Here is a 14,162-nt window from a genome sequence, read left to right as displayed (position 1 = left end):
TATTTATTAGTATCCCGTATTTTGTTCAATTTGTCCTCCAGAACGGTCTATTTCTCCTTGTGGAATAGGGTAGAGGTTGTTGAAATCTTTGTAGTTTTTACCCATATCAGACAATATTTCTTCAGCTATACCCCATCTTTTGAGATCATTAAACCTTTGCGATTCAAATCCCAGCTCCACTCGTCTTTCATGACGCAAAGCTTGTAAAGCTTCGGCCTGAGACATACCTGTTCCGGCATAATTAGGTAAAGCGTCGGAAGGGGTAGAACTACCGTCTACCATCTGAGTATTACGGGCACGGGTACGAATTTGATCTACAATTTGTAAGCCTTCTTCTACCTCTCCAGTTTGAATGAGGGCTTCCGCCTTCCAAAGCAACACATCGGCATAACGGATGAATACTTTATTTCCGGGAGAATCTTCGTTTCCTTTATAATTTCCATCTGTAGAACCCAGCAATTTATTAGGTTGTTGCTCGTCTATCTGAACGGTGTATCCCAGCCTTGGATCATTTTCTTCAAATGCATTTATAAAATCGTCAGTAGGTGCCACAAAGCCCCAGCCCATTAAGGCTGCAAGACCATTTCCTTTAGCTGGGTTCACTCCGGAAACATGATTATAAGAGAAAATTACTTCGTTTTCCTGATATTCATTACTTACATCGAATGGATCGAAATAATGGTCATTCAGAGAATAGAAGTTATGAGCTTGAAGTTCATTCACCTTGTTTATAGCTTCACTCCAGTTTTCCTGAAACAAAGCAACTTTTGCCTGCATTGCAAGGGCCGCTCCCAGAGAAACCCTCCATGGTTCTGAACTGCTGGAATATTTTTGTGCTGGTAGCAAAGAAACTGCTTCCTGAAGATCTTCATTTATTTGAGCCCATACCTCTTCTGCACTGTTACGGTTGGCTACGTTGTAAGCATCTGCAAAATCTTTTAATGGTTCAGTAAGTAGCGGAACACCTCCAAAATTATTAACCAAATCAAAATAATAGAATGCTCTTAAAAAGTATGCTTCTCCCAATAATCGATCTTTTGTGGCAGCATCCATTTGTACTGAAGATAATACTTCTTCATTATTAAGGGTACTTATCGCCTGGTTTGCTCTGGAAATCCCCTCATAATTATAGCTCCAGATGCCATTAAAACCGGGGTTCATAGAGGTGAAATTAAAAGCAGCGATTTCATCCATCCAGGCCTGATCACCATCTGGATTCCATTTTTTCTGCATATCTCCGGATGCGATATCCTGTAGTAAAAAGTCGTTTCTGGTTACCGTCCCATCATCCCAGTTCCATTGTCCAACAATATTAAGGGTACTCGACAATAGTTGATAGGTTGAATTTACCGAGGAGGTAATTGAAGCGGCGGTGGGTTCGGTATTAATCTGGTTTTGGGTGATCAAACCAATAGGATCTTCATCAAGATATGCTTCACAGCTTATAACTGTCACACAGCATACCATTGCTAATAATTTTACAATGTAATTTTTCATAACTGAAATTTTTAAATTTTTAGAAATTTGCGCTAACACCAAATAATACGGTTACAGATTGCGGGTATGTACCAAAATCTATTAAATCGGTTGATTCCGGGTCCAATCCACTATAGTCGGTAAAAGTGAGTAGATTTTGTCCTGAAGCATATAATCTAAAGTTACCTATATTCTCCACATCAAAAGTATACCCTAGTTCTACATTTTTCAGTCTTAAATAAGAAGCGTCTTCCACAAAGATATCTGAGACTTTACTACTTCCATTATCTGTAAAGCTTACCCGGGGTATACTATTTGTCGACCCTTCTCCATCCCAGGCGCCTAAAACACGATCGGTATAATTAAATGGTCGGGTATCATAATCTATAATCTTTTTCAGATCATTATATCTATCTACACCTTCAACACCCTGAAAGAGAAAGTTAAAATCAAATGCTTTATAATTCATTGAAACATTTAAACCGTATGATAATTTAGGATTTGGATTTCCAATAAAGTCCCTGTCATTATCATTAATAATCCCATTCCCATCAAGATCTTTAAACTTGATATCTCCCGGTTGTTGTGGTGGATTAGTTGTACCAGATAGATGTTCGACAATTTCAGCGTCATTCTGGTAAATCCCTTCCTGAACAAAACCGTAATATGCATTTAGAGGATGTCCTGCCTGAGTTCTGGTAACATTTCCGGTAATATATGGCAGATTTGAATGTAAAGAGTTCACCTCATTTTTTAAGGTAGCGAAATTCCCGCTGATCTGAAATTTTAAAGGATTGTCAGAGTTCCTGTAAGAAAGTCCGAATTCTAAACCACTATTGCTCACTTCTCCTGAATTCAAAAAGGTGGCCGAAACATCGCCTACTAATTGAGGAAGAGAAATAGGTAATAAAATATCAGAAGTGGTTTTCTCGAAATAATCAATACTTCCGGAAAGTTTGTTGTTATCAATTCCAAAATCAATCCCTATATTACTTTGTGCGGTAGTTTCCCATTTTAAGTCGGGGTTTCCATAACGACTAATCAGGTAGCGATCTGCATCTCTTCGATATAAGGTCAGATAAGCATAATTCGGGATTTCCTGATTCCCAAGTTCTCCCCAGCTGGCTCTCAGTTTTAGCTGACTTAACCAGTCCACATCACTCATAAACTCTTCTTTTGAAATTGCCCATCCCGCAGAAACAGAAGGGAAGTAACCCCAACGATTATCTTCTGAAAATCTGGAAGAGGCATCTGCTCTTAAATTGGCAGTTAGTAAATATTTATCTTCGTAGGAATAGGTTGCAGAACCAAAATAGGAGAATAATGCCCATTCTTCAGCCAGTCCACCATTCCATAAGTCACGGTCTGTTCCACCAAAATCAAGATATCTGAAATTAGGTTCGGTAAAGTCAAAGCGTTGTCTGGAAGCATTGATTCCGGAGGAATTATTTTTTATAAATTCAATTCCTGCCAGGGCACTGATTTCGTGGTCTCCAAATGTTTTGTTATAGATAAAACTATTATTCCATGTAAAGGTCATGTCCTGATACCGGGATTCGGAAAGACTGGTGGGACGGTTCTGACGGCCTAAGCCCCTGTCAATTTCTGATCCCTGCCCGTCGTCATCTCCAAAATTGGGGTTGAATGCTTTTTGATGTCCAAAATTGATATCTGCACCAAAATTGGTTTTAAATTTCAGTGAGCTGTCGCTCAGAAGATCGTATTCAGCATAAAGATTCCCAAAGGTTTTAAAAGTTTCCGTAGTATTATCTGTAAAGTAAGCAAGCGCTATTGGGTTTTGCGAGTACTCATATTTATTGCTTTCAAAATTATCCCGGTCCACATAAAAAGGCAGATCTGTAAAAGGGTCTTCTTCTGAATAAGTAGGTTCTAAAGGATCTTTAAATACGGGAATTATAGGAGGACGTAGAAAGGCATGTCGAATTATTCCCGGAGCATCCCCCCTGGAAGAAATTTGATCTTGCTCCTGATATGATATTTGAACATTGGCCCCAACTTTGAACCGGTCTGTAATATTAGAATTTATATTTGAACGAAGATTTAAACGGGTAAACTTATCATTATCATAGACTACAATTCCATCCTGGCCATAATATCCGGCACTCAAAAAGAAATTTGTTTTTTCGCTACCTCCGGATGTCGAAAGTTGCAAACTATGTGTTTCTCCTAATTCAAATAATTCATCAAGATAATCTACATCTGCAAAATCAGACCTCCCTGCGTCTGCGAGATATGGATTATTTCCAGCATAGCCTGCATTGTTCCAGGCAGTAGTTACCGTGTTAAGATATTGCTCGGCATTGAGCATGTTGGGTAAATTTGCTGCTTTTTGAATACCTCCAAAGTAATCAATTTGAATTCCGCTTCGTCCGGTTCCGCTTTTGGTTTCTATAACAATAACACCACCTGCGGCTCTTGAACCATAGATCGATGCGGCCGCCGCATCTTTTAAAACAGACATCGATTTAATATCTGAAGGATTCAGGAAGGAGATTTCCCTGCTTGGAACTCCGTCAATAATATATAGCGGATTGTTATTACCAATCGTTCCGTTACCACGTATCCGCACTTCTACATCTTCTCCAGGAGCTCCGGTACTTTGGGTAATAGTGACTCCGGCAACCTGTCCCTGTAAGGCCTGGGTCACACCGGGAACTCTGCGGGACTCCAACTGTTCTACATTTACAGAAGAAACTGCGCCGGTAATAGTTGATTCCTTCTGGGATGTATAGCCGACAATTATCAATTCGTCCAGCTGGTCCATACTTGCCTGCATTATGACATCTATGGAATTTTCACCTTGCAAAGGAATTTCCTGAGTCTCGAAACCTATATAAGAGAATAGGAGGGTAGCATTTTCATTTGAAACATTAATTTCATAATTTCCATTAAAATTGGAAACGCTACCATTGTCAGTGCCTTTTTCAATAACAGAAACTCCGGGTAGGGGGCCCTGATCATCTGAAATGGTTCCTGTAATTGTTTGTGCATAAGCTACACTTCCTGCACAGATTGCCCACAGAAATAAGAGGCCGGAAATGCTATTTTTTGTTTTCATAATAAATTATTGAAAAGATTAGTATAAAAGCTATTGTTATAATTTTCTATAGTCAGGATCCATATCGGGTGTTCTGAGATTTGCAAATTCGTTAGCCATGAGGACGAAGACATTCCAGCTTAAACCGCGTGTAGAAGGCCACCAATCGTCATAAGTTGACCATTTTGTGGGAATGAATTCTTTACTGTACGGCCAGTTGGGGTTAAGATTCATTTCAGCCCACAATCTGTTTTTCATCCTTTTTCCGGCTTTTTCCCAGCCGTGTTTTAATCCAACCACGTAAGCAGAGTATTCTGCTCTAAGCCAGCTGCCGCCGTTGTAGTAGAAACCATCCCTGCTATCATCTGCATAATTAATCTTTCCAAATTCACCAAAAGGTTGATAATCAGCATCCATGTAGGAATATCCTTTTGCGTCTTTTGTTAAGCGGATACAAATTGGGGCTGTTGTACCTATTTCAGGATAAGGGGCATCTTCCATCCTGTTTAAAACCGGAAATTGATCAAGGTGATGTATAACCATCTCATCAGTTAACATGGCATGGTCAAAAACCCACAGTGATAGAAATTCCGGGATAAGATCGGTAAGGGTAATCAAATCGGGATAATCCCGATCAAATAATAGATGTTTCCTTTTGGGATCATAGAACTTCACATATTCGCTTTCTGCTTTTTGTACGTAAGTGCTGTCTATTTCAATTCCGAGCGCCTGGATAGTTTTAAGGGCTACTGCAAACATTCCCTGATTTACGGCCATTCGATCTGTTTTAGGATGGTATTCCATTACATCAATCTGGCTCATTGAGAAATGAGATTCACAAATCCCATCCTTGTCGGGATCAAATTCGTTAAGAATATAATTAGCAGCTTTTTTTATCTTTTCCGCAGGAAGTTCAGCATTAAAGCGTCTTTTATTTAGCAAAGCCCAAACAAGCCATTCGATGGTAGCTTCATTATCTTTTGCTTCTATGGAACCCATATATGGAGTAATGATCGTGCCAATAGCTCCCCTTGAAGTTTGGGTATTGGCCCATTGATTCCAGATAGATAAATTCAGTCTTTTATTGTGCGTGGAAATTACTGACCAAAATGTATCCCTGTTGTACATATCGGGTGAATAATTCAGATTTGGTACGTTAAAAGGTTCCAGGTTATCTATCCCGGTGATCCAGTTCATCATTTGGAAGTTTGCGTAAAGCATCTTCTCAATTTCGGTACCTTTAAAACCCATTCCTTCGGCGAGCTTTGTCTGTGTTGCAATCTTATATGCTTTATGATCTTTCCAGGGTTCTGAAAAAATATAGGTCGTCTTCACAATCGTGTCCCCCAGAGGTAGATTATTATAGGCTTGTGTGAAAGGTTTATGTTCGATTAATTGAAGATCCCTGAGGATTAGGGAACCTCTGTTTTCGGATGTTTTACCTAAAAAAAGCATTACGCTATCGTTTTCGATATAAGGCAGTAGAATACTTCCCTTAAATTGGGTAAGACTATCAGAAGTAACCGGGAAATTATCAATATACTTGATACCATGTTCCAATTCCTCCTTTATTTCTCCGTTCTGAATCCTGTAAAGTTTAAGGGCAACCGGAACGTCTCCTTTAGCCAGGAATGAAATAGTATATAACTGTTGATCTTCGAAGGGAGTTATAAGTTGGATTCCGGCTTTACCCGGTTGATCGAAACTAATTTCAATCAAGCTATCATTCCTGCTAACCGAGACTTTTCCTTCTTTTTTATAATTTGCAGGAAGATCTAAGCTAGAAGTGTTTCCCCGGTCCAGATTATAGAATTCGCCAAAAGTATATTTTATATAATTGTTACCACTCAGTTGTTCTTTGCGGCTGGCCACGCTTAAAAGATTCGGATCAGGTAAAATGCGCATACCAATCATGCCGCCACCTCTTCCGCTAAAACGTCTTCTGGTGGTGCGTGTGAATTCATTTTTATAGCCGGGGTCGGTTAAAAAACCAACTACCTTATTCTTACTGGTAATAAAACCTGCAGAGGGATATAACTCGTGAACTAAACCTCCCGGAAAATTTTCATGTTCAAATGTCACATACCGATGGGGAACTTTTGCGGGAATATTTTTTACCTCCAGCGTATAATAAAGATTAGGCATGGAAGGCTGAAAGAGATGTACTGTTTTCCTGATGAGTTGTGGATTTATAATTTCATAATCTACCCAGATGGAGAGATTAGCATCAAACTCTGGCAGATATATATCTTTATCCAAATGAAACCCATTAGAAGTTTGGGAATATGATGATGCTTTCCAGGATCTTATTTCCTTTTGTACGCTTAAATCCAGGTTGGAAAGATGCATTGAAAACTCTCCATTGTTTTGAAGCAGGGGTTTTTCAGCATCATAAATAGTAACCCAAAAACCCTGATTTTTATCACCCGATACCTTCAGGTTTAATTCCTGAGCAAAACATGCAGTGGTGCTTGTCAACAGGCAGAGGTTTAAAATAGATAATATAGTTTTCAATTTATGCTGCATGAGTAGCTATTTAAATTTCTTATGAACTATGAACTAGCGAATTGGTAAAACGTTTTACTTGTTTAACAAAAAATATATTTAGCTAATGTAAACAAATTTTAGTAAAACGTTTTACATATCTTTAATTATTTGAATATTATTTGCAATAATCAGAAATGGGAGATAAGAATTATTTAGTCGTAAACCCCTAAATTGCAGGAATTTCTGGTTATAAGTTTTCCGGGTAAAATTTTCTGAAAAGTTTCATCAGGACCATTTTTACCTTTGAGAAGTTGGAGAGTACCTTTAATCAATTCAGTAGCCAGGGCTGGTACCGGTTGGGATAAAACACTTATAGAGGGGGAGTGTAATTCAAATAGATCCCTATCATCAAAAGTAATAACAGCTAATTCCTCAGGGATTTTTTTATTTAATTCTTTTAATCCCTTAAGCCCATTTATCGCCAACCCATTTGTGGCAAAAAGAATACCATCAATATTTTTATGTTGATCGAGTAAGCTTTTGAATTGAGCACGTCCTGCTTTGGTTTTTACATCCTTAAAAGGTAAAAGCAAGGACATAGGTTGAGATTGGTGATTTTTAATGGCATCATTATAACCTTCAAATCGTTCACTCATACAACTGAAATCGGATGCTATTCCTACATAAGCCACATTTATGCATCCGGAAGCTATTAACTTTTCAGCTGCAGTTTTGGCTCCATTAAAATTATCCAGGATCACATAACTATGTTCTGTCGTATTATAACGACGGTCAAAAAGCATAACCACTTCATTTTTTTGGTCAATTAGCTCTTGTATTTCCTGTTGGAAGTTTTCAGGGGGAGTAATTATAAATGCATCTACCTGCCTGTCCTGAAATAACGAAATTAGTTCAGATGCCCTCTCCTTATCATTCTCTGTACTACAGTAAATAATCTTGTAACCATTTTTATAAGCAATATCCTCCATTTCTTTGGCCACCGCAGAAAAAAATGGATCGGAGATATCCTCGGCCATAAACACAATTGTTTTCGTCTTTCCCGTTCTGAGCGTTTGAGCTGAAGTATTTGGCTTATAGCCAACCTTCTTTATATAATCTTCAACCTTTTTTATCACCTCATCACTGATACGGTTTTTCGCTTTTTTGTTGATAATAAAGGAGATAGTGGTAATAGAAATACCCAACTCTTTTGAAATATCTTTAATAGATACCCGTTGTTTCTTTTTCATTTTAAGTGATAATTAATAGAATTGCCGGTTTGGCAAGGAATGTAAATCTACAAAAGATTTTCTAAAGTAAAACGTTTTACTAAAAAGAACAGTGACTTTTGTCTTTTGTATTACTTTCAATTCTTCTACCGCCTGCTAAAAATTTATATTCCGGAAATTAATAATTCTGATCTTACTTCAAGTTTTGTCTTTCTACCATAGCTTACCTGAGCCGGATCCTATACTGTTTTTTATATTGTACGGGAAGTTAAGCCTTAAGTAAAAGCAGCATAGGGCGCATCCTACTTCTGTTTTACATTACCGGTATATTTTAGCCTTTTTTCAGGGTCACCTAGTGTGTAATTACTGGAAATCTCCCATATTGAGCACTGAATTTTAAAACTTTGATCTATTCTACTCAATGTTTTGCCGCAAACTAACGGTTTTATTGCGGATTCCAGAGCATTTGACACAAATTTTAAGGATTTTGAATAATGGCAATTGTTATTAAATATCCTGGCATTTTTTCTTCCAGCCACTGGCAAAATTCCTCTTTAATTTTCCTAATATGTTGCAAATAATCTTCGTGTAGTTCATTTTGTCGGGGTGCAATTTATGTGCAAAATGGGGTGCACAAGGATTTACTATAAGAATATATAGAAGTTATAAAACCTTATAAAGTCTTCTTTGTTGTATTTTTAGAGTCATTTATTACCAAATGATATCAAATAAAATTTGCTGTTTATTTGCCAATACAGAAGTTTGCTTTTCAGTAAAATAGGGGAGTTGCAGAAGATTGAGGTGTAATCTAGGTACACAGCCGTTGTAACATGTTGAAAAAAAGTCGTAAAATGTTATCAAATATTTAGTCTTTGGTAATTTCGCCGGTGATTTCACCAAATTAGAAATTTATTGGATAATCTTACAGTTTTTCTACTGAAGGATTCGTTCTATCTAAAGTACAATATCTCTAATTGCAAGGACTGGTGGGAGTTATGCCGCTGTTGTTATTAAATCAGAAAAAAAGTTGAGCCATTTGTATTTAATCCTTTTTGAAATAAACTCAGTGATTTCGCCTGTAATTTCGCCTCTACATCATTTAAATGTCAGTATAGTGTCTCCAACTGTTCTGCTTTTGATATCATTAAAATTTTCTTCTTACTTGTCTTATGGGCATGCTTCCATCTTCAGGAAACAAGTCACTTATAAAATTAAAAGGATTTGCCCCGTATGTGGAAATGATCCCAGGAGTGGTTATTATAAATCAGATCCATCCTTTTACTCCATGTTTTATGACAAATAATGGCCTTAAACTTTTTGCTATTAATATGGAGGAACTAAAAGGAAAGAAAAAGTTTGAAAAGGGAGGTTGCAGAACAGCTACAGAAATTGCTCGCTGCTTATAGCTGAAAATTGGGAACGTAGGGAAGGAGCTTATTGATTATCAGTTTTGTTATCTTCTCCAAAAATGTAAGAATATTTACTCCAGTTTTGAACAGGACACTTTAAATCGCTTAAAACTGATACCTCCTGAAATTCATAGGATAGCAAAAAAACTTATTTATAATTTATTTATTACAGATTTTTCTAAGGCCTCCTGGAATGCCTTGATTTATGGGATGGAATTTTATAAAAAAACGAATGCAAAATTTTTTATTCTGCATTGTTATAAAGATGAACTGCTAAAGCGGGATAAAAAGCAGGAAAAATCTGAATCTGAAATTGGTTTGCAACGAATTATGCAGGGAATAAGTTTTCGGAAGGAAAACCTTGCACATCAATTTGAAACTATTTCTTCTAAGAAAAAAATTCAGGATGCGGTTCGTGATATTTCTGATTCTTTTAAAATCGATATCATAATATTAGGCTCACCGGGTGACTCTGCGGGTATTAATTATGCATATCATAACAGGGTTTCAGAAATACTCGAAAGTCTGGACAGTTTTCCCATATTTGTAATTCCTGAAAGCAGTATGTTTGATGAAAAGGAATTTACTGAAATAGTTTTTCCAACCCCTTTCAATAATAGCTATAAAAGCCAGGAATTGAAAACTATTATCCATGTAGCAAAACTTACAAACGCGAGTATAAGAGTATTAGAAATCCAGGAATCCAATGGGAATTTGAATAAAAAGCAATTAGATAATAAAGAAAATCTAAACGATTTACTACAGGGGGTAAAATTTACTTTTCATAAGCTCACCGACACTACAATTTCCACAGGGATCAGAATTTTTATCCAAAGTAGAAGTAGCAATATGTTAACTTTATACCGTCGAAAACAAGGTTTCTTTACCCGTCTATTTAAACAAAGTATGGAAAAAGATATCGATTTTGATCCGTCTGTTCCCGTACTACTTCTCCCGGAGCTAAATAAAGAGTGACAAAAACAAAATAGAAATATCCTTTTATCTTCACTCCTTCTTCGGCATACTTTCAGTTTAGCAGGAGCCGGTGTAATTTTTTCAACAGTAGAAGACCAACCGCGTTTTGCTGTTTCTCAATCTATCTTGAACATAGTGATAAGGCTAAAAATAAATACCAATAAAGAATATTTGAGCTACCAGATTTTCATAATTCTTTAAGGGATTAAGGACAAATCTAATTCCTTTTAAGCTATATACTTTCAGGCGGACAGTGCAGAAAGAAGGATGGTATTGCCAGGAATATGCCTGAGGTTCTGTAGAGTATTTTTTTCCTGGGAAACCTCAGAAAATTTCCTCTTCAATAAGAAACTAAAAATGATATTTTATCTCTGATATTCAGTTATTTAGATTAAATTTATGAGTTAAAGATTAAATTCTGGGGCTATGAAAAATGCAGGTATTATTTTAATGATGTTACCGTTTTTGTTTTTCTCTTGTAAAAAAACTCAACCGGCGGAGGTAGATCCTGTGAACCAGGCAATAGTTAGCTCCAAATATTCCTGTGCGCCACCCACGGTGGATATTGAATGGTATCGCAAGGATAATATTGCACCTTTACTTGACGGGCTTGATGTCCTTGATTATCCAATTACCACCAGCCAATCCAAAGCTCAGGAATATTTCAACCAGGGCCTGGTGCTGTCCTATGGTTTTAATCATGCCGAGGCAGCAAGATCGTTCTATTACGCAACAAAACTGGATCCCGATTGTGCCATGTGCTACTGGGGTTTTGCTTATGTGCTGGGGCCTAATTATAATGCCGGGATGGAACCAGATAATTATGAAAGAGCATACAAAGCCATTCAAACTGCAATCAAAGTATCAGAAAAGGCGACAGATAAGGAAAAGGACCTGATTAATGCCCTGGCGCAGAGGTATGTGGCTGAACCTGTTGAAGATCGTCGACAACTGGACGTGATCTACTTTGAGGCTATGGAAAACCTTTATAAGAAATATGATAATGATCCAGAGATAGCGGCGCTGTATGCTGAATCTGTAATGAACCTCTATCCCTGGGATCTTTATGATAAGGAGGGCAACCCAAAGGAATGGACTCCCCGGGTAATTACATTGCTGGAAAAATTGATGAATGAGTATCCCGATCATCCGGGAGCTCATCATTTCTATATACACGCTACAGAAGCTTCAAATACACCAGAACGAGCACTTTTAAGTGCCAGTAAATTTGACAATGGCCTGGTTCCCGGTGCCGGGCACCTTATACATATGCCTTCACATACCTATATTCAAACAGGAGATTATCACAAAGGGAGTCTGGCCAATCTCAAGGCTGTTGAAGTGGATAGTGCCTATATCACCGCTTGTCATGCTCAGGGTGCGTATCCCCTGGTTTATTATCCGCATAATTATCATTTTCTTGCAGCTACCGCAACCCTGGAAGGTAACAGCAACTGGGCCTTAATGGGGGCCAATAAGCTCGCAGAGCGAATACATCCGGATATTATGAAGGAACCGGGATGGTCTACCCTGCAGCACTATTATATGATCCCCTATTTTGTGGAAGTGAAATTTGGGGAGTGGGATAAGATCCTGGCAAGAAAACTGGAGGATACCCTTTTGTATCCAAATGCAATTTCTCACTACGCACGTGGTATGGCATACCTGGGAAAAAAAGATATGCAAAAGGCAAAATCTGAATTGGATAAGTTGGAAATTTTGGCGGCGGATGATCGCCTGAAAGATATGACCATATGGCAAATCAATTCCATGCAGTCCATTGTAGAAATCGCAAGGAATGTTTTAGAAGCAGAGATTCTCGCCTCTGAAGGAAATTATGGAAAGAGTATTGATCTTCTCAAGAAAACTGTGGCTTTGGAAGACGGACTTAACTTTCAGGAACCGCCAGACTGGTTTTTCTCTGTACGTCATACTCTGGGTGCGGTACAAATAGAGGCGGGCCATTTTGCCGATGCTATTAAAACCTATGAGGAGGATCTTAACATCCTGCCAAAAAATGGTTGGGCACAGCACGGGATGAAACTGGCTTACCAAAGAATGGATAACCCACAAAAGGTAAAGCAATTGGAATCTCATTTAAAAGATTCCTGGTCTACAGCAGATGTTGTTATAGAAACATCAAGAATAAAATAGAAGAAAATGCTTCTTTTTATCCACATTTAGCACAATTAGATTTTCCTGTGAGATCCCAATTTAATTTTTTTTCTAAAAACTCCTCAAAATATTGCCCTTTGGGAAATGGCTTGGGGGCTTAATTTTGTTGCGTTTAATTTAATTATAATTGTTTTTTTAGAGCATGTTTTCCAAGGCTTTTATTTAACTGTTTTAATTTTAAGCCTCCATCGGCCAATCCCTGTACTGGCCCTCAGCCTGTTCAAGTACATCCTATAACAAATTATATAATTCAGAAAACGAAAAATTTGAGGTTGGTTAGATTTTAATTTAGAGTAATATTAAAATCAATTAATTTCATTCATTAATAGAAAGAAATACTTTCACAATTCCCCTTTTTTGCCATTCTCCCTGTCTGAATTCCGGCCGTGACCTTATATTTCCTAATACGTGGGAACTTTCACGGAAGCTGTGTGCATTCCAGGTTTTTTTCTCACTTTTCCCATTTGCATAGTAAGTGGTTATATAAGCTCTTTTAGTTAATAAAAGTTTTCTCCTAAATTCATATTCGTTTTCCGGGTTGAGTAAGATTGGAAGGGTTGAGGACTTATAATCAAAATTACCCTGTACACGTGATGTTCTTCGGGTGGGAGTATTATGAACGGGATGCTCTCGATTTGAAAAAGCTTTATTTACGGTAGTTATATCAAATCTTATTTCCTCAAGAACGGTATCAATAACTTCTGCATCGTATTCTCCTATGAAATTCTGTTTAATCAATTCTCTCAATTTCTTTTTAAAGTCCAGGGCGAGAATTTTTTCATTTAGTTCTTTAGCGTCTTCTTTACGATTTATTTTTTTGAGAGCCTTTTTTGTAAATGCAACTAAATTTTCAGAACCAAAATTTTCTTTGCTGAAAAGTTCTACAAACTTTTCTCCTTTTTCATTATCTTTTTCAAAATTTATGGTTTCCAATAGAACAGGATCTTCCTGATTACTCAGCTTGCCGTCATAAAAGATCTGTATCCCCTGCCCAATTAAAACACCGTACTCCAACCTCAGGAAGCGCATATATGAGAAGAGCTGTTGTTGGAAAGAGGAGTTGAACGGAATAGCGGGCTGTTTAATTTCAATAACAAATAACCTCTGACCTTCTGGAGATCTAACTATAAAGTCGGGAGTAATTTTGTTTGCCGCTCCAACCTGAAAAGTTGATCTCACCTCAAGATCGCCGGAATATTGTTTCCAGTTTAAAACCATTAAAGCCTGAATAACTTTTTGTTCAAATGCATTTTCGCTGATATCTGCTTTTACATTGTCAGATAACAAAAAACAGAATTCATTCCATTTGTCTTTATTCATTTAGATCATTTTTAATTTATTAGACAAAAAACA

At 37.4% G+C, this 14,162-nt stretch carries 7 protein-coding genes; 2 read left to right on the top strand and 5 right to left on the bottom strand.

Going from position 1 to position 14,162, the window contains the following annotated elements; genetic code table 11:
• Window positions 1–6: 6 nt before the first annotated feature.
• From RM541_RS06075 to RM541_RS06060, 4 genes are all read right to left on the bottom strand, one after another.
• Window positions 7–1,497 (bottom strand): RagB/SusD family nutrient uptake outer membrane protein, encoded by a 1,491-nt coding sequence (locus RM541_RS06075; RefSeq protein ID WP_311499331.1) that lies wholly within the window; start codon window positions 1,495–1,497, stop codon window positions 7–9.
• Window positions 1,498–1,516: 19 nt separating this feature from the next.
• Window positions 1,517–4,555: a SusC/RagA family TonB-linked outer membrane protein gene (locus RM541_RS06070; RefSeq protein WP_311499330.1), complete on the bottom strand. Its 3,039-nt coding sequence runs from the start codon at window positions 4,553–4,555 to the stop codon at window positions 1,517–1,519.
• A 36-nt stretch (window positions 4,556–4,591) separates the two neighbouring features.
• On the bottom strand, window positions 4,592–7,012 hold the full coding sequence (locus RM541_RS06065) for a hypothetical protein (protein WP_311499329.1): 2,421 nt from the start codon (window positions 7,010–7,012) through the stop codon (window positions 4,592–4,594).
• Between the two features lie 221 nt (window positions 7,013–7,233).
• On the bottom strand, window positions 7,234–8,271 hold the full coding sequence (locus RM541_RS06060) for a LacI family DNA-binding transcriptional regulator (protein ID WP_311499328.1): 1,038 nt from the start codon (window positions 8,269–8,271) through the stop codon (window positions 7,234–7,236).
• A 1,598-nt stretch (window positions 8,272–9,869) separates the two neighbouring features.
• Between RM541_RS06060 and RM541_RS06055 the strand changes: the two genes are divergently transcribed.
• A complete protein-coding gene (locus RM541_RS06055) occupies window positions 9,870–10,634 on the top strand; it encodes a universal stress protein (RefSeq protein WP_311499327.1) in 765 nt (254 codons plus the stop codon).
• A gap of 426 nt (window positions 10,635–11,060) precedes the next feature.
• Window positions 11,061–12,788 carry a tetratricopeptide repeat protein gene (locus RM541_RS06050; protein WP_311499326.1) on the top strand — a complete coding sequence of 576 codons (1,728 nt, stop codon included), beginning with the start codon at window positions 11,061–11,063 and terminating at the stop codon, window positions 12,786–12,788.
• A 336-nt stretch (window positions 12,789–13,124) separates the two neighbouring features.
• Here the strand turns inward: RM541_RS06050 and RM541_RS06045 are convergent, their stop codons facing one another.
• The gene (locus RM541_RS06045) at window positions 13,125–14,129 is read right to left on the bottom strand and encodes a type I restriction enzyme HsdR N-terminal domain-containing protein (RefSeq protein WP_311499325.1); all 1,005 of its coding nucleotides are present in this window, start codon (window positions 14,127–14,129) and stop codon (window positions 13,125–13,127) included.
• Window positions 14,130–14,162: the final 33 nt, after the last annotated feature.

Origin of the sequence: Autumnicola psychrophila, from assembly GCF_031846645.1 — a bacterium.
GTDB classification, from domain to species: domain Bacteria; phylum Bacteroidota; class Bacteroidia; order Flavobacteriales; family Flavobacteriaceae; genus Autumnicola; species Autumnicola psychrophila.
This window is presented reverse-complemented; position numbering and strand designations above follow the sequence as displayed.

Coding starts and splice junctions, on each gene's coding strand:
- RM541_RS06075 (WP_311499331.1), bottom strand. CDS start 1,497: ATGAAAAATTACATTGTAAAATTATTAGCAATGGTATGCTGTGTGACA.
- RM541_RS06070 (WP_311499330.1), bottom strand. CDS start 4,555: ATGAAAACAAAAAATAGCATTTCCGGCCTCTTATTTCTGTGGGCAATC.
- RM541_RS06060 (WP_311499328.1), bottom strand. CDS start 8,271: ATGAAAAAGAAACAACGGGTATCTATTAAAGATATTTCAAAAGAGTTG.
- RM541_RS06055 (WP_311499327.1), top strand. CDS start 9,870: ATGGAATTTTATAAAAAAACGAATGCAAAATTTTTTATTCTGCATTGT.
- RM541_RS06050 (WP_311499326.1), top strand. CDS start 11,061: ATGAAAAATGCAGGTATTATTTTAATGATGTTACCGTTTTTGTTTTTC.
- RM541_RS06045 (WP_311499325.1), bottom strand. CDS start 14,129: ATGAATAAAGACAAATGGAATGAATTCTGTTTTTTGTTATCTGACAAT.